Origin of the sequence: Paenibacillus sp. FSL H3-0457, assembly GCF_037981725.1 — a bacterium.
Lineage (GTDB): Bacteria > Bacillota > Bacilli > Paenibacillales > Paenibacillaceae > Paenibacillus > Paenibacillus amylolyticus.
This window is the reverse complement of record NZ_CP150283.1, coordinates 5,134,704-5,152,242: the sequence shown is the minus strand read 5'-3', so window position 1 is coordinate 5,152,242 and position 17,539 is coordinate 5,134,704. Positions and strand designations below refer to the sequence as shown.

At 45.4% G+C, this 17,539-nt stretch carries 16 protein-coding genes; 13 read left to right on the top strand and 3 right to left on the bottom strand.

Features of this window, described 5'->3' with window-relative positions:
- Positions 1–20 precede the first annotated feature (20 nt).
- The 5 genes from MHH25_RS22745 (at position 21) to MHH25_RS22725 (ending at position 3,974) form a co-directional block, all read left to right on the top strand.
- Positions 21–893, top strand: a complete 873-nt coding sequence (locus MHH25_RS22745; protein ID WP_340018186.1) for an aminoglycoside phosphotransferase family protein — start codon at positions 21–23, stop codon at positions 891–893.
- 135 nt (positions 894–1,028) lie between these two features.
- A complete protein-coding gene (locus MHH25_RS22740) occupies positions 1,029–1,376 on the top strand; it encodes a hypothetical protein (protein ID WP_081746078.1) in 348 nt (115 codons plus the stop codon).
- Between the two features lie 239 nt (positions 1,377–1,615).
- Positions 1,616–2,617, top strand: a complete 1,002-nt coding sequence (locus MHH25_RS22735; RefSeq protein ID WP_340018184.1) for an endo-1,4-beta-xylanase — start codon at positions 1,616–1,618, stop codon at positions 2,615–2,617.
- Between the two features lie 202 nt (positions 2,618–2,819).
- Positions 2,820–2,990 (top strand): hypothetical protein, encoded by a 171-nt coding sequence (locus MHH25_RS22730; RefSeq protein WP_340018183.1) that lies wholly within the window; start codon positions 2,820–2,822, stop codon positions 2,988–2,990.
- 165 nt (positions 2,991–3,155) lie between these two features.
- Entirely contained in the window at positions 3,156–3,974 is an 819-nt protein-coding gene (locus MHH25_RS22725; protein ID WP_036617166.1) for a purine-nucleoside phosphorylase, read from the top strand.
- 118 nt (positions 3,975–4,092) lie between these two features.
- Here MHH25_RS22725 and MHH25_RS22720 read toward each other — a convergent pair whose 3' ends face one another.
- On the bottom strand, positions 4,093–5,169 hold the full coding sequence (locus MHH25_RS22720) for a LacI family DNA-binding transcriptional regulator (protein ID WP_076319918.1): 1,077 nt from the start codon (positions 5,167–5,169) through the stop codon (positions 4,093–4,095).
- Between the two features lie 540 nt (positions 5,170–5,709).
- Here MHH25_RS22720 and MHH25_RS22715 point away from each other — a divergent pair.
- The 6 genes from MHH25_RS22715 to MHH25_RS22690 all read left to right on the top strand — a co-directional run bounded on the left by MHH25_RS22715 (position 5,710) and on the right by MHH25_RS22690 (position 12,245).
- Positions 5,710–6,570, top strand: coding sequence for an ABC transporter permease subunit (locus tag MHH25_RS22715; RefSeq protein WP_223200008.1), 861 nt, complete (start codon positions 5,710–5,712; stop codon positions 6,568–6,570).
- Positions 6,571–6,586: 16 nt separating this feature from the next.
- On the top strand, positions 6,587–7,468 hold the full coding sequence (locus tag MHH25_RS22710) for a carbohydrate ABC transporter permease (protein WP_340018180.1): 882 nt from the start codon (positions 6,587–6,589) through the stop codon (positions 7,466–7,468).
- Positions 7,469–7,523: 55 nt separating this feature from the next.
- Positions 7,524–9,131: an ABC transporter substrate-binding protein gene (locus tag MHH25_RS22705; protein WP_101314522.1), complete on the top strand. Its 1,608-nt coding sequence runs from the start codon at positions 7,524–7,526 to the stop codon at positions 9,129–9,131.
- A gap of 25 nt (positions 9,132–9,156) precedes the next feature.
- Entirely contained in the window at positions 9,157–10,629 is a 1,473-nt protein-coding gene (locus tag MHH25_RS22700) for a glycoside hydrolase family 32 protein (protein WP_340018179.1), read from the top strand.
- Positions 10,630–10,657: 28 nt separating this feature from the next.
- Positions 10,658–11,557 (top strand): ROK family protein, encoded by a 900-nt coding sequence (locus tag MHH25_RS22695; RefSeq protein ID WP_340018178.1) that lies wholly within the window; start codon positions 10,658–10,660, stop codon positions 11,555–11,557.
- 244 nt (positions 11,558–11,801) lie between these two features.
- The gene (locus MHH25_RS22690; RefSeq protein ID WP_340018176.1) at positions 11,802–12,245 is read left to right on the top strand and encodes a GNAT family N-acetyltransferase; all 444 of its coding nucleotides are present in this window, start codon (positions 11,802–11,804) and stop codon (positions 12,243–12,245) included.
- A gap of 240 nt (positions 12,246–12,485) precedes the next feature.
- Here MHH25_RS22690 and MHH25_RS22685 read toward each other — a convergent pair whose 3' ends face one another.
- Both MHH25_RS22685 and MHH25_RS22680 read right to left on the bottom strand, forming a co-directional pair.
- On the bottom strand, positions 12,486–13,736 hold the full coding sequence (locus MHH25_RS22685; RefSeq protein ID WP_340018175.1) for an MFS transporter: 1,251 nt from the start codon (positions 13,734–13,736) through the stop codon (positions 12,486–12,488).
- 56 nt (positions 13,737–13,792) lie between these two features.
- On the bottom strand, positions 13,793–14,698 hold the full coding sequence (locus MHH25_RS22680) for a winged helix-turn-helix domain-containing protein (RefSeq protein WP_315370883.1): 906 nt from the start codon (positions 14,696–14,698) through the stop codon (positions 13,793–13,795).
- A 254-nt stretch (positions 14,699–14,952) separates the two neighbouring features.
- Between MHH25_RS22680 and MHH25_RS22675 the strand changes: the two genes are divergently transcribed.
- Together MHH25_RS22675 and MHH25_RS22670 are read left to right on the top strand one after the other, a co-directional pair.
- Complete coding sequence (locus MHH25_RS22675; RefSeq protein WP_340018173.1) at positions 14,953–16,149, top strand: MFS transporter; 1,197 nt, start codon at positions 14,953–14,955, stop codon at positions 16,147–16,149.
- Entirely contained in the window at positions 16,131–17,453 is a 1,323-nt protein-coding gene (locus MHH25_RS22670) for an LLM class flavin-dependent oxidoreductase (protein WP_340018172.1), read from the top strand. The genes MHH25_RS22675 and MHH25_RS22670 overlap by 19 nt, the downstream gene beginning before the upstream one ends.
- Positions 17,454–17,539: the final 86 nt, after the last annotated feature.

Sequence of the window (17,539 nt, the reverse complement as noted above, 5' to 3'; positions counted from 1 at the left end):
ATCATGGAAGGAGGAGAACGATGACGATTCAACTTAGCCAGGTGAATTGGGTAGAACTGGATGAACGTATTCAGCAGGTGATTAAACAGGAGTATCAGATCATTCCCTTGTCACCTGGACTGGAAGCGAGTGTGATGAGAATTGAAATGGGAGATCAGCGGTACGTCTTGAAAGTCTGGGACAAGGATTCTAAACCGGATATCGCCAAACAATATCGACTATTGTCCAAGCTTTATCAAAGTGGAATTCGTGTTTCCAAACCCTACGGTTGGGGATTAGACGAGCAAGAGAATCAAGTGCTGTTAACGAGCTATGATGGAGAGCGGATTACCCAATTAACACAAACCAAAATGACACATTTGGCTGAGCGATTAATGGAGGTCCATCGTTATCCGGTGAATGAAGTGGGTACTGGAGAAGATGAAGAATACATATTCAGGTACGATTTTGTTCAATACTTTTTTCCTCAAATTGAGTTACATGACGATATAAATGATCTTCTGGCAAACTTGATCCAGCAGGTCCAGATCAGACAGGACCGCTTGATTCATGGCGATTATAATCTGGGAAACATTCTTGAGATGGACGACCATTACACCATCATCGATTGGACTAATGGGCAATATGGTGATCCAAGGTACGATATGGCATGGTCTGTGTTTCTGATCACGATCTATAATGGGGAAAGTTATGGTGAGATGTATCACGCTCAATTTGCACGTTCTGCAAGTTATACGTACACGCTGGAAGAGGAGCAGGTTTTTGAAGCTGTAGCTTGTCTTCGCTGGATTCTGTTAAAGCGCGTTGGGGATGTACCCATGGGGCCAAATGTAATGCAACGGGTGCACAACATGGCTGTCCATAATTCATATTTGCATGAGAATCTGCTGTAATCGTAATACGAGGATATACAATGACGACAGTATACGACTAAGTAATAGAAAGACCACTTTTTTAAAATAAAATAAACAGCCAGTCCTAAACTAGCGATCCTCGCATACCTATGATAGTAGAGGAGCGTGATCGATATGGAGCAGAAAGTGCAAACTTACTTCGAACTGAAACAGCAGCAAAAAGATATTGAGCAGCAGTTGTCTGTACTACGAGATGAGATTGTCGCGTATTGTGCAGAACAAGGGGTCTATGAGACGCAGGTTGGTGGTTACACCGTGAAAACAGTGCTTCAGAACCGGAAGGAATACGATGATCAGAAGCTGTATGCTTCTCTTCCAGACCCGGACATCTGGCGATTGTTGTCCAAGGTAGACAGCCATAAGCTGAAAAGCCTCATCAAGCTGAACATTCTGTCCGAGGAGCAAATTAACCCGGCATGCACAGTGAAACAGGTGACCTTGTTACAGGTGGACAAGCTGTAAGGCTTCATATCCTCTTTGTATATGAGTTGAATTTAATTGAACAGCCCGATCACAAAACACCTTCCGAGAAATGTTCTGTTTAGATGAGCAGTCGGACATACGTGGAGGTGTTTTTGTTGTGCAAACAGGGCCGAGGATCATAAATAGTTAAATATGAGGGGGAAGAAGTATAATTTGTTCATTGTAAGCGTATTCAACAAACGGTATGATGGATAAAAACTGGTAGGGAGGAATTGTGAATGCCAACCGAAATTCCATCATTACATGCTGCGTACGCTAATACGTTCAAAATAGGTGCTGCTGTACATACCAGAATGTTGCAGTCCGAAGGAGATTTCATTGCCAAACACTTCAATAGTATCACGGCTGAAAATCAGATGAAATTCGAAGAAATTCACCCGGAAGAGGATCGTTATTCATTTGAGGCGGCGGATAAAATTGTTGATTTTGCTGTTGCCCAAGGGATTGGGGTGCGCGGACATACTTTGGTCTGGCATAATCAAACATCGAAATGGGTCTTTGAGGATACCTCAGGTGCTCCCGCTTCCAGAGAGCTGTTATTATCTCGCTTGAAGCAACATATTGATACGGTAGTAGGTCGGTATAAGGGGCAAATATATGCGTGGGATGTCGTCAATGAAGCTGTTGAAGATAAGACCGACCTGTTCATGCGGGACACGAAGTGGTTAGAGCTGGTGGGGGAAGATTATTTGCTGCAAGCGTTCAGTATGGCTCATGAAGCTGATCCAAATGCTCTTCTTTTCTATAATGACTACAATGAGACGGATCCGGTCAAACGGGAGAAGATCTACAATCTGGTTCGGTCTTTGCTGGACAAGGGAGCGCCTGTACACGGGATTGGGTTGCAGGGGCATTGGAATATTCATGGTCCTTCGATTGAGGAGATCCGAATGGCTATTGAGCGTTATGCTTCACTGGATGTGCAGTTGCATGTTACGGAGCTGGATATGTCCGTGTTTCGTCATGAGGATCGTCGAACGGACCTCACCGCGCCAACTTCGGAGATGGCTGAGCTACAGGAGCGTCGATATGAGGAAATCTTCAATTTGTTCCGTGAGTATAAATCATCCATTACCTCTGTGACGTTCTGGGGAGTAGCGGACAATTATACCTGGCTCGACCATTTCCCGGTTCGTGGGCGAAAAAATTGGCCCTTTGTTTTTGATCAGCAGTTGCAGCCAAAGGAATCATTTTGGCGTATCATTAATTCTATGTCCTGAACATCAGATAAGTGGAGAGAATCGGTCACGTTGTGGCCGATTTTTTGCTGTACTCAATATAGATTGTACAGTACGGTTATCTCGATCGTGATTGAACACCAAGCTTGTATGTGTGTAAGTATATGGCTTTTTATGGAAGTTCATGATAGGGTAAAAGAAAGGCAATCTCGAACAATATTCTTTTCCGAAATGAGTTGAGAAGATGGATCGCACCCGCAATTACCTGTTAATATTTGCAGGAAACTTGCTCGCTGCCTATTATATTTTTGAAGAAGGTACTTTTGCCAAACCACTGATGGTTGCTACATTCATGCTGTTACTGATTATGACAATCGATTACATGAAAAGTAGAAACAAATATACATTGGAATAGGGTATGTCCATGTTTTTAAACGATTCTGGAGCATAGGGTCGTTTTTTTATTGTATATAGAACAGCTTCCATTTACATCATGACCATTGTTCATTACACTTGATGAGTAACACCTCATTAACTCAGTTTTTGTTAACTCAATTCAGATCATCAGGAGGATATCATTATGCATCAATCCGCACATATTCAGGAAGCAAGAGATTACATATTAAACCGAATCCATACCAAACCTGCCGTAGGCATGATTCTGGGTTCGGGACTGGGAGCGCTCGCGGACGAAATTGAAAATGCGACCGTTATTCCGTATACAGATATTCCGTATTTCGCTCAATCGGAGGCTATCGGTCATGCCAATGAATTGGTTATTGGTGAACTGATGGGCAAAACGGTTGTAGCGATGAAAGGCCGCCTTCATTATTATGAAGGTTTTACATTGGACGAAGTGACTTTCCCCGTTCGGATCATGAAGGCGCTGGGTGTCGAGCAATTGCTTATCACCAATGCCTGCGGAGCCATCAACACCAGCTTTGAGCCGGGTCAACTGATGCTCATTACAGATCATATTAACCTGGTAGGCAATAACCCGTTGATGGGACCGAATAATGCTGAACTGGGTGTTCGTTTTCCAGACGTATCACAGGTATACAATCGTGAACTGCGCAGTATTGCCCTTAAGGTTGCAGAAGAGCAGAATGTTGGCCTGCAGCAAGGTGTCTATGCATGGTGGAGTGGCCCGGCATATGAGACACCAGCGGAGATTCGCATGATTCGTACGATGGGTGCGGATGCAGTAGGTATGTCCACGGTACCTGAAGCCATTGTTGCCATTCATGGCGGTATGAAAGTACTAGGCATTTCCTGTCTGACCAACATGGCCTGTGGTATTCTGGATCAGCCGTTAAGTCATGATGAAGTTATTGAAGTGGCTGCGCAAGTGAAAACAACCTTTATCGGACTTGTAAAAGGCATTTTGAAAGAGATCTAATCGCGAGATAATTTTTTATCTAGGCCACGATGGATAGGATAGAGTTTTCATCCAACCCAATCGAAACCACAAAAAAACGTATGTTTCACGAATTGTTACTCGTGAAACATACGTTTTTTTATTTTGCAGAACTATGAACCATCTGAGAATGATCGGCCATGATTGCTGGTGTGGACTCCCTGATGATGGGTTTGGTCACAATGTGGGAGACCTGATACGGCTGTGTTGGACTATTAATCCGGGATAACAGCATCTCCGCAGTCTTAATGCCCATCTCATTGCTATAAATATGAACCGTCGTTAATGCAGGCTCAATAATTCGAGACTGGGGTGCATTATCGAATCCGCATATCGCAATATCCTTTGGCACAGCGACATTTCTGTCTTTTAACGCCCTGATCAGATCAACTGCTATAAAGTCATTAGCGCATACGTAAGCGGAAGGTAGGGAGGCCAGCTCTGCCACTCGCTGGTTCAACCATCCTGGCTTGGAGAAACACAGGCGATCATTATCTACGATGCAATGGGACAGGTCCACCTGCAACCCCGCCTCCAGCATAGCACGCTGATATCCAACCCATCGTTCATTAAAGCTCTTGCAGTGATTGTAATCTCCGACGAATCCAATACTTGTGTAGCCGCTCTCAATTAATTTTGTGGTTAACTGATAGATGCTATGTTCATTCTCCATGAGTAACAGATCTGCTTTGAATTCGGGATAACATATGTTGGAAGCGCAATCGATAAAGATGGTGGGAATGCCCAGATCGGTAATCAGCTGTGTATATTCCAGATCAAATAATTCAATGCAAATGATGCCGTCTACTTTGGCTATATCAAAATTGTTGGGAAGTGTAAGTGTATCTTGATCGTCTTCACGCACGATATGAATCGAGAGATTGTATCCCTCCGCACTGATTCTTTTCTCCAGACCACTGATTAACAACGAACCAAAGTGAGATGTACTAGGCAGGTTTTCAGTTAACAGGGCGATATTGCCCGGAGCCTTGGTTAGAACATGCTCATTGTCCATATAGGCAAACTGTTTATATTTAAGTTCAATTGCTTTTTTAATTACACGATTTCGGGTTTCATCCGGGATGTTTCCGCTATCATTTAATGCTTTGGAAGCCGTATTTCTGGAGATCCCCAAAGCATCAGCGATGTCTTGTATCGTGACTTTTTCCTTTGCCATCTAATGCTTCACCTCTAATCCTCAATAGTCATCCATATTCTTCTCTAAGTCAAATGTATAATAGAACGGGACAAATAGCAATCTCTGTTTTACAAATGCACAATTACATTTACATTTAGATAGTCGAATTCTATTTTCATAATTGTTCCAGAAGTTTTGTTAATTAGTGTAACAATGATAATCTATTACAGTCATGATATAGAAATATCTATGCGAGTATTAACGATTCAGTGCTGTATATATGCAAATTTAATCCTCTTTAGTTACATTAATGCAAAGATGAAATGATCAAATGCACAAATATTTTTTTACAAAACGTATTGACTAAATCCGTTGAAACCTGATAAATTGTAAATTATCAAATAGGCAATTGTAAATATTGAAAGCCCTTACTGAAAACAATTGTCAACTTCTAGAATGAACGGGGGTATCGTGTTGGATAACATAGCCGACAGCAAAAAGGGCGAAGGAAGGGTACTGAAAGTGAGGACGACAAGCGGTCATAGGTTACAGCAGCTCAAAAAAAATTACTTTTTATATATGTTGCTTGCACCAGCCTTAATTTTGACTCTTATCTTCAAGTACATTCCGATGTACGGAGCCATCATTGCGTTTAAGGATTTCAGTCCGATCAAAGGCATCATGGGTAGTGATTGGGTAGGACTGAAGCATTTTGAGAAATTTATAGCTTCACCCAATTTCGATATCATTTTAATGAATACGCTTAAACTCAGCTTTTTGGGATTGATATTCAGTTTCCCGGTGCCCATCTTACTGGCACTCATGCTGAATCAGGTACGCAAAGCTGGCATCAAGAAAAATATTCAATTGTTTCTGTACGCACCCAATTTCATCTCGGTTGTTGTGGTTGTGGGTATGCTGTTCATCTTCCTCTCACCGACAGGGCCAATTAATCAATTAGCCACATGGATTACAGGTCAGCCGATCATGTTTATGTCTGAACCGGAATATTTCCGCTGGATCTACATTTTGTCCGATATCTGGACCGGAGCGGGCTGGGCTTCCATCATATACGTCGCGGCTTTGGCCAATGTTGATCCGGAGCTTCACAATGCGGCTAATCTGGATGGAGCCAATCTCCTTCAGCGTATTCGCCACATTGACCTTCCAACGATTCGTCCGATTATGGCCATCGTCTTTATCCTTGCAGCTGGCGGGATTATGTCCATTGGATTTGAGAAGGCTTATCTGATGCAGACGTCCATGAACCTGCCTTCCTCCGAGATTATTGCCACGTATGTCTACAAGGTGGGGTTACAGTCTGGAGATTACGCTTATTCTGCGGCAGTTGGATTGTTCAACTCGGTTATCAATGTGATTTTGCTGGTGACGGTGAATCTGATTGTGAAGAAATTGAATGAAGGCGAAGGCCTCTATTAGGAAAGGAGTATTATCCATGGTTGTTAAACACACGGGAATGGATCGATTGATCCTCACACTCAATGCCATCTTTCTCACCTGTGCTGTACTGGTTGTGGTTGTTCCCCTGATTTATATTGTTATCGCCTCTTTCATGGACCCAACGGTGCTACTGAATCGTGGACTGTCCTTTAATGTATCGGACTGGAGTCTGGACGGATATCAGATGATTTTGTCCAATCCAGCCATGATCCGGGGGTTTGCAAATGCGGTATTGTACTCAGTTTCCTTTGCACTGATCACCGTGACCGTATCCATATTTGCAGGTTATGCATTGTCGGATGATAGGCTCGCGGGACGTGGATTTTTCATGATTATCTTTATCATTACGATGTTCTTCAGCGGGGGATTAATCCCTACGTATCTACTCATACGTAATCTCAGCATGCTTGATACGGTGTGGGCGATCATCATCCCTGGAGCGGTTAACGTCTGGAACATCATTCTCTCCAGAACCTTTTTCAAAGGAGTCCCTCGAGAACTGAAAGAAGCTGCAAACGTGGATGGCGCCTCTGAGATGAAGATTTTCTTCCAGATCGTCATTCCATTGTCGAAACCGATCATTTTTGTACTCGCACTCTATGCGTTCGTTGGGCAATGGAATTCCTATTTTGATGCAATGATCTATCTCGATAATCCGAACTTGCATCCGTTACAGCTCGTTCTGCGTTCCATTCTGATTCAGAATCAGGCTGCACCGGGCATGATCAGTGATCAGCTCGCGATGGCAGAACTGAAACGGCTCTCCGAGATGATTAAATACTCAGCGATTGTCATTTCGAGTCTGCCACTCATTATCATGTACCCGTTTTTCCAGAAGTATTTCGAAAAAGGTGTCATGGTCGGTTCCCTCAAATAGTGAACAGCCTGCGATACAGTAAGTTGATCCAATCCAACTCATGGAGGTCATTATTATGAAAAAAGTGAACAAGTCCAGAAAAGCCGTTACAACGGCATCCATTTCCATGTTATCTGCAATGCTCTTTTTAACCGCCTGTGGCGGGGGTGGAGGCGGCGCGGCAAGTGAGGCGCAATCCCCTGATGGCAAGGTGACATTGAATTTTATAACACAGAGCTCTCCGCTGGCTCCCGCTGATCCAAACGACAAGCTAATTAACAAGCGACTCGAAGAGAAAACCAATGTGCATATCAACTGGAAGAACTATACGAGTGATGTGTTTGCAGAAAAAAGAAATCTGGCGGTCGCCAGCGGTGATTTGCCGGATGCCATTTTTGATGCAGGTTACGGGGACTATGATCTCCTGAAACTGGCGAAGGACGGGGCGATCATTCCACTTGAGGACATGATTGAACAACACATGCCCAATCTGAAAAAGGTGCTGGAGGAAGCTCCCGAATACAAGAGCATGATTACGGCTCCAGACGGACATATTTATTCATTCCCATGGATTGAAGAACTCGGAAGTGGCAAACAACGGATTCAGGCGGTGGATAACTTACCCTGGATTAATGTGGAATGGCTGAACAAGCTTGGACTGAAGATGCCAACGACAACCGAAGAACTGAAAGAAGTATTGATCGCGTTCAAAACTCAAGATCCAAACGGCAACGGTAAGGCCGACGAAATTCCGTTATCTTTCATTAACAAACCGGGCGGAGAAGATCTGACATTTCTCTTTGCGGCATTTGGACTCGGAGAGAACTGGGATCATACCGTGGTAACCAATGATGGGAAAGTGGTCTTCACGGCAGCTGATGAAGGCTACAAGGAAGCGGTTAAATACATTCATGAGCTGGTTAAAGAAGGGCTGATCGATGTCGAATCGTACCAGCAGGATTGGAACACGTATCTTGCGAAAGGCAAGGATAATAAGTACGGCATGTACTTCACATGGGATAAGGCTAACATTACAGGCATGAATGATACGTATGATGTTCTGCCTCCGGTTGCCGGGCCTAATGGAGAGGTCAACGTCACAAGAACAAACGGAATAGGACTTGATCGTGGTCGCATGGTCATTACCAGCAGCAATAAAAACCTGGAATCCACAGCGAAGTGGGTAGACCAACTGTACGATCCGCTCCAATCTGTGCAGAACAACTGGGGTACCTATGGAGACGAGAGCCAGCAAAATATTTTTGAATTCGATGAAGCCAAAGGCATGCTGAAACATCTTCCGCTGGAAGGCTCTGCACCAGTTGAACTCAGACAAAAAACCAGTATCGCAGGACCATTGGCCATACTCGACAGTTATTATGACAAATACACAACCAAACCGGAAGATGCGGCTTGGCGGATGGAACTTCTCGACAAGGTTATGGTTCCGCATATGAAAGCGGAGAACGTATATCCAAGTGTGTTCTTCTCCATCGATGAACTGGATCGATTGTCCACGATTGAGACCGATCTCTTCGCCTACGTGTTACGTCTGCGTACAGAATGGTATCAGAACGGGAAAATAGATCAGGAATGGGATGCTTACTTGAAAGAATTGGATCGCCTTGGATTGCAAGAATGGCTACAGATTAAACAAGCGGGATATGACCGTAATAACAAATAAAGAAAAGTACGGAGGAGAAACCATAATGTCGACAATTCTTAAACAAGATTACAGAAATGAATACCATTTTTCACCAAAAGAGAAGTGGATGAACGACCCAAACGGCATGGTGTTTTTCAATGGGGAGTATCACTTGTTCTATCAGCATCACCCACATGGAACTACATGGGGCCCCATGCATTGGGGCCATGCAGTGAGCAGGGACCTGATCTCCTGGGAGGAACTACCAATAGCTTTACTCCCCGATGAGAATGGCACTATATTCTCGGGAAGTGCCGTAGTGGATTGGAATAATACGACCGGATTCTTTGAGGGTGAGCCAGGATTGGTTGCTATTTTCACCCATCATCTTGAAGTTAAAAACCAAGATGCCATACAAACCCAGAGTCTGGCGTATAGCAAAGACAACGGCAGAACCTGGACTAAGTACGAGGGTAATCCGGTATTAAAGCATGAGTCCTTTGTTGATTTCCGTGATCCCAAAGTGTTCTGGCATGAGCAGACCAAGGAGTGGGTTATGATTATCGCTTGTGGTCAAACGGTATGTCTGTATCGTTCTCCCAATCTGAAGGATTGGACGCTAGGAAGTGAATTTGGAGCAGGGATTGGTTCACACGATGGCGTGTGGGAATGCCCCGACCTGTTCCCGCTTGCAGTGGATGGAGATTCAGGGCAGGAGAAATGGGTGATGCTTGTTAGCATCGGTGCAGATCCTGCTTTTATTGAAGGCTCCAGAACACAATATTTTACCGGAGATTTTGATGGAACTACATTTGTCCCAGACGAGGCATCCCATACAGTTCGCTGGATTGATTATGGTCGGGATAACTACGCAGGAGTTAGTTGGTCTGACGTTCCAGAGGAAGATGGAAGACGCCTCATTATCGGCTGGATGAGCAACTGGATGTATGCCAACCAGACGCCAACCAATGGTTACCGTGGAGCAATGACCATTGCCCGGGAGTTGACACTGGAGACAAGAGCGGGAGAAGTTATATTGATTCAACGTCCTGCACGTGAACTTGAGCAAGCCCGTACGCCAGTATTGTCCCTACAGGATGCTTCGATTCGGGAAGTGAGTGAGCAGTTGAACGCTTTGCAACTCGTGAACTATGAGATCCATGCAGAGTGGACTCAGGATCAGTCGTTCCATTTTGCACTAAGAAGCGGCGCAAATCACGAAACGGTCGTTGGTGTAGACTCGATCCGAAGTGAAGTGTACGTTGATCGTAGTCGATCGGGCATCGGCAATTTTCATGAACTTTTCCTGAGCCGTCATACAGCTGAGTTAAAAGAAGTGAACGGAAATCAAAGTTTGCGTATCTTTGTAGATCATTCATCTGTGGAGGTATTTGCAAATGATGGTCAGGCGGTTATTACGGATCTGATCTATCCGGATGCGGATTGCCAAGGCATCTCTGCTCATGCAGAAAATACAGATCTGGTTTTCTCTTCACTTCATATCTATGAGATATCATCAACCAAGGCTAAAGGTTAATTGTAATGAAGGAAAGGAGCCCAAAACGATGCGTATTGGAGCTATAGAAGCGGGCGGAACAAAGTTTGTATGTGGTGTAGGTAATGAGCATGGACAGATTGAAGATCGGATCAGCTTTCCAACAGAACATCCGGAGACCACTCTTGCCAAGGTGATCGAGTATTTCAGGGATAAAGATGTGGAAGCCCTGGGGATCGGCTCCTTTGGTCCGATTGATCTGCAACCGGATAGTCCCACCTATGGTTATATTACGACCACACCTAAGCCTGGGTGGGAAAACTGTAATGTGGTTGGAACCTTGAAGCATGAATTTTCGGTTCCTTTTGGATGGGATACGGATGTGAATGCTGCCGCGCTCGGTGAAGTGACTTGGGGAGCGGCTCAAGGGCTGGATAACTGTGTATATTACACGATTGGCACAGGAGTTGGTGTCGGACTTGTGGCAGGGGGCCAACGAGTCCACGGATTATTACATCCCGAGGGTGGACATATTCGCACAAGACGCCATCCAGACGATCACTTTGCCGGATTATGCCCGTATCATGGCGATTGTCTGGAGGGTATGGCTGCAGGACCAGCCATTGAAGCCCGTTGGCAGATCCCTGGCAGTGAACTGCCGGCAGATCATCCGGCGTGGGAGATCGAATCCTTTTACATTGCGGAGTCGATTACTACGGCCATCTTGCTTCATTCGCCGCAGAAGATCATCTTGGGTGGTGGTGTGATGCAGCAAAATCATCTGTTTCCTATGATCCGGGAGCAGGTAGTGCGGAATCTCAATGGTTATGTAAATGCTGCCCCAATCACGCAACATATCGACCAATATATTGTGCAGCCCGGATTGGGCCAGCATGCAGGCCTATGTGGTGCGTTAGCATTGGGTCTGGAAGCATTACAACATGCGGCACAAGTTTCACATGCTTCATAGTTTTCTATAATAATCTACATCCCAGAAGGGATGGTTGCGGGTTCGCTTATTGGTATAAGCAAGACTGCACCGTCCTTTTTGGGCTTTTTTATTTTTTTGAGGAGTTCAGTATGTTTGAAAAATATAGTGCGTTCTAAAATCCGATGTTGCTCAAGTGAGCTGCCAAAGGTATGATTTTTAGTGTTCTATAGTGCGATATGACATTCAAAAATTAACGTGTCTCTAATGGAAAGGAATTCAACAAATGAACCCAATAACAATGCGTCAAGCTGTACAGGAAGACCAAGAGCAACTCGCTGATTTGCGAGCCTTGGTATTATACGATGATCTAACCAGGCTGGGAAGGTACGATGATGTGAAGGTGCGTGAACGTTTCCGGAATACATTCAATCCTGCCCAGACACAGATTATTGAAGTGGAGGGTTCAATGGTAGGTTGTGTAGCGTTAAAGCCCAAGGCTGAGGCATATCTATTGGAACATTTCTACATACATCCCGATTATCAAGGCCAGAGAATAGGAACTCAGGTACTGAACATGCTGCTGGAACAGGATGAAGTTCAGGGGAAACGTGTTATTTTAAATGTTTTGCAGGGAAGCCCTGCTCGGCGATTGTATGAACGATTTGGATTTGTGTTGGATAGTGAAGACGAGGTCGATGTGTTTATGTCGGTCCAAGTGCCGGAATAGTATGATTACCATACGTAATCAAGTTCACTTCATATTTACACGTTAATGGAGAGTATAGAAAAAAATATTAAGAAGCGAAGAGTTGGCTTTTATCTCACAATTACCTATGTCGGATACCGATCCCGCATGTTTGGAAAGTGGGGATAGATGTTGTATCAGGGCATGTTTGAAGTAAACTGCTATCGTTGTCACACGTCAAAAGCGTCGTTCCAATAAAAAGGGACGGCGCCTTTAGTGTTATTAACTACTTGTAATATGAACTTTATTGGATGGCCTATGTAGTAGAGTATCGAGGTCACCATTCAAATCTTTCAGATTCGGGAGAAATGAAGCAGCTATCGAACAAATGAAAGGAAGAAGACCTAAAGACAGAAATAGGAAGGGAAGGCCATAGACTTCTGCAACCGCTGCACCTGCAAAAGCGCCTACGGGTTGTAATCCTCCACCAATCAGAAAACGGATCGAATTAACCCGGCCTTGTAGAGAACTGGGCACAAGCGTACCATGTAACGAAGAGCTTAGAGAACCGAAGAAAGGTCCGGCTGCTCCTGCAGCACATAAGGCAATAAGTGCAAATGGGTAACTCGGAAATAGTCCCAACAAAGCGTTGAAAAGCCCAATCACAGCTAAACTGCACAGCATGACCGTGCGTCTTCTCTTGATTTCACCCATCCACGAGATAATAGCTAGTCCTGCTAGTGTGCCAAATGCAGAAGCGGTGGTCAGAGTGCCCATGGCGGCGGCATCCCGGTGAAGTACTTCGCGGACAAAAGGAATCATCATGGTCCAGATGGCTACAGAGGACATATTGCTGATCGAAACCATTACCATAATCGAGAGCATGGCTGGGAATCGCCGATAAAAAGAGAAACCCTCTCCAATATCTCGGATATAAGCTTTGAGAGAAAAAGATGCTTGAGCTGCTGGTTTCTGCATTGTGGGCAGATAGAGCAGTGCGGTGATGGCTGCAATGTAGCAAATAGCGTTGATGCCAAGTGTTGGTAACGCTCCGGATGCAGCCGTTAGAACTCCGGCAAAGGCAGGTCCCAGCAAAGCAGCGGCATTTCGACAACCATCGATCACTGCGAATGCCCGCAGAAGTTTGTGTTCGCCAGCTACACCTGGTACAGTAGCCATGGCCGTTGGCATGAAGAGGGCGGAGCAGGCTCCGCTGAGTGCTGCGGCGAGAAACAGGTGCCAAAGTTGTAATTGGCCCGCAATACCCATACTCAGTGGCAACAAAAGAGCCAACAGTCGTACTGCAGCCAATCCGGCCATGAACCGTCCACGATGCAGTCGGTCGGACAGCGGTGATCCAAGTAGCCGGAAGACTACCTCAGGAATGCTGAAGCTTAGTGCCATAGCACCCATGGCTAGCTTAGAGGCAGTTAATTCATAAACAAGCCATTCCATGGCCAAAAGACCAAACACATCACCGAGAGAACTAAGAGTAACAGTAGCCAATAAACCGTAGTAACTTCGCTTCAGCATTAAGGTTCCTCCATATGATATAATAGTGCAATTTGTGGAGAAGGAAATGCTTGAACTCAACCTTCAATATAAGCTCCAATCTGCCGTGGAAGGTTGTTTAGAGCTTCCAAGCGCAGGCTATATTCGGTGTTTTTGTAATCATAATGCACGATAATTAGTCCGGCTGCTCGCAAGGCTATTAGATGGTAATGCACCGTGCTCTTGGACAGTCCAACCTCACGGACAATTTCAGTGAAGGTCAGCTGTTTACCAGCCAGTAGTCTTAAGATGAACAGTCTGTTTTCATCGGACAGTGCCCGGGTTAGACGCAGTAACCCAGGGTCTGGTCGTCCCGGTTCTGTTGGAAGAATATCGCAAGAATAATTAGTGAAGATCATCTCGTCAAAGATCACTGAGGTGACAAATGGACGTGCATGATATTGAGGGATGAGGATTATTTTTTTTAGCGTATGGTTGGGATATATCCTCATGCCCTGTGTAGCTTGTTCATAGACCTCTTGGTCATTCGTCCCGTTCAGACTGGAACGTCTCGATTCAGCTTCCAAAAAGAGTCCCTCAATAATTGCCGGATTGATGTGCCCAAAATACTGAGTATCCCATTCTCGTAGCACTTCGGATGTCCGACTGCGCAATTCGGACAGATTGGAGGGGACAGATAACTTAAAGCGAGCGGCGATGTCATACAATTGTCCTGAGGACAACTCTTCAAGCCAATTCAAAAAGCCATTCACCGAACGTTCCCCTGAACAGCTCCATATATATGGCGCAAGGCTGAAATTGTCTGTGGCTTTCATCGTATCTCGCATTTGTTGAAGTTTGGCTGGAGAGAATCGATCCTGTACATCACGAACCCACCGTTTCCCGGCATCCAGGTTAGTATGATTTTGTTTACTCATAAAAGCGCTCAGGGTGCTTACACATTCATAAATTGGCGCAAAATCAACTTCTACTGTGTAGTTCATAAGAGTATAGTTCCTTTCTGGATTAGTTCTATATTTATAGAACAAGTAATTAGTTTTATATTATACGAACCTATTTGTTGTTTCAACATAAATTTTCCATGTTCGTACCAAATATCCTCATTCCACAAAACCCATTCATTTAATTCTTGAATGGGTCTATTGAACTTTTCTATTATACTTTCTGATGACGTTACCCTAATATGGATAATAACCTACTTTTTATATAGGAATTATATAGTATGGAGAATGCCAAGATGCCACAATGGAAGCGAAATCTGTATATTCTGTGGTTCGGCCTGTTTTTCAATCATATGGCGTACTCGCTGTCCGTCCCGTTCTTTCCTATATTCCTGCAAAATGATCTTGGTATACAGAGCGGTCTGGAAGCTTGGTCCGGTATTTCGATCTCCATCAGCTTTCTGATCAGTGGATTATGCGCACCCTTCTGGGGATCACTGGCTGATAAATATGGTAGCAAACTGATGCTAGTCCGTTCCGGAGTGGGGCTAGGCATTGCACATCTGGCTAACTTCTTTGTGTATGATCCGTATACGTTTATCGCGGTGAGGGTCTTTCAGGGACTCATGGCTGGTTTTCATCCCGCCTCGATTACACTGATTGGCACCAATACTCCGGAGAAACAGGTGGGTTATGCACTTGGCGTGATCTCCACGGCCAGCGCTGCGGGTGGGATTCTTGGTCCTCTTGCCGGTGGTGTGTTGAGTCACTGGATCGGACTGCGGGGATGTTTCATTGCATCCGCTGTCATTACGTTACTCGCGGCACTGATGGTCCTCGGTGTTAAGGAGTCACGACAAGCTCGTACGATAGTACCAACAAGGATTATAGGGGATTTGAAAAGAGCGGCTTCCACGCCGGGTTTGATTCGAATCTACAGTTTGATTCTCCTAGTCTCGACCTCCGTGCTCATCATCGAACCGGTGCTGACGCTCTATGTGGTTCAGATTGGCGGAGATGTTGGCAGTGCAACACTTAGTGCAGGGATTGTCTTCTCGGCGATTGGTGTGGCAACGGTCATTATGGGGCCGCGATGGGGGAAGATTGGTGGAAGGATCGGATACGAGAAAACCCTGTTTATTGGTCTGATTGGCGGCGGAATTGGCAGTCTGCTGCAAATGACAGCAAATAATCTGATTTATTTTGGCAGCCTGCGATTTGTTTATGGTTTGTTCTTTGCCGCAGTCTATCCGGCACTTAATGCGCTGATCATCAAGTATGCTGATCACGATTTTCGTGGGAGGGCTGTCAGTCTGAGTCAGACGGCGAGTCAGTTCGGTATTGTACTTGGACCGTTAATCGGTGGTTTTCTCGGTGGATGGATCGGTATTCCGTTTATTTTTCTCTTCACAGGCATTGTATTGCTTGGAGCGGCTTGGGCAGTATCATCATCACAACATAGGGAGGAATATATATGTCGCAACGACAATTGAAGTTGGGAGCTAATCTGAACGGAGTGGGTAACAGCATTTCCTTTTGGCGTCACCCGGATATTCCCATTAACGCGAGCGTTAGCCTGGAATTCTACAAGAAGCAGGTGCGTATCGCGGAAAAAGGGAAGTTTGATCTGCTCTTTATTGCAGATGGCCTCTTCATCAACGAGAAGTCCAATCCTCATTTTCTCAATCGCTTCGAACCTTTGACGCTTCTGTCCGCACTCGCCGGGGCAACTTCCCACATCGGGCTGGTTGCTACATTATCTACTTCCTATAGTGAACCCTTCACGGTTGCGCGGCAATTTGCCTCGTTGGATCAATTAAGCGGTGGGAGAGCCGGATGGAATGTGGTTACTTCACCTCTGGAAGGATCGGCCCTTAACTTTGGCAAAGGCGAACATCCCAACCATGCGCTGCGCTACGAGATTGCGGAAGAACATCTGAATGTGGTCAAAGGCCTTTGGGATTCCTGGGAGGACGATGCCTTTATCGGAGACAAGGAACAGGGCGTATTTTTCGATCCTGCCAAGTTACATATGCTGAATCACAAGGGAACGCACTTTTCCGTACAGGGTCCGCTTAATATGGGGCGTTCGAAGCAGGGTCATCCGGTCATTTTCCAGGCGGGCTCATCCGAATCTGGTAAAGATCTGGCTGCTCGATCTGCGGATGCCGTGTACACAGGACATGAGACGTTGGAGGAAGCAAGGGAGTTCTACCGCGATGTGAAAGCAAGAGCGGTGGCTTATGGACGCAAGGCAGAGGATATCCTGATCTTCCCGGGCATCGGCCCGATTGTGGGTAGAACAGCGGAAGAGGCGGAGCAGAAATGTCAGGAAATTGCCGAACTGGTGAATATTGATCAGGCGTTGAATTATCTGGGACGTTACTTCGATCATTATGACTTCTCCCAGCACGCGCTGGACGAACCTTTCCCCGAGATTGGGGAGATTGGCAGCAATAGCTTCCGCAGTACAACAGATAAGATTAAGCAGCAGGCACGAGAACAAGGGCTGACCTTGCGTCAAGTGGCATTGCTGGCATCTACCCCACGTACATCGTTCATTGGTACACCGGATCAGATCGCAGATCAGATTCAGGAATGGTTTGAAGGCGAAGCGGCAGACGGATTCAATGTTCGTACCGTGGTACCCAATGGCTTGGAAGATTTCGTGGAGTTAGTTGTTCCAGTTCTGCAAGAACGAGGGCTGTTCCGTACGGAGTATGAACATGAGACGCTAAGGGAGAATCTGGGTCTTGAGATTCCACGTAACCGGTATACATTAGAGAGCGTGAGATAGAAAAGATAGAGCGGTAATGACGTTAAGGTAACGTTGTTGCGGCTCTTTTTTGATGGTTTCTTTTTCGGAGAGTACTGCTATTATAA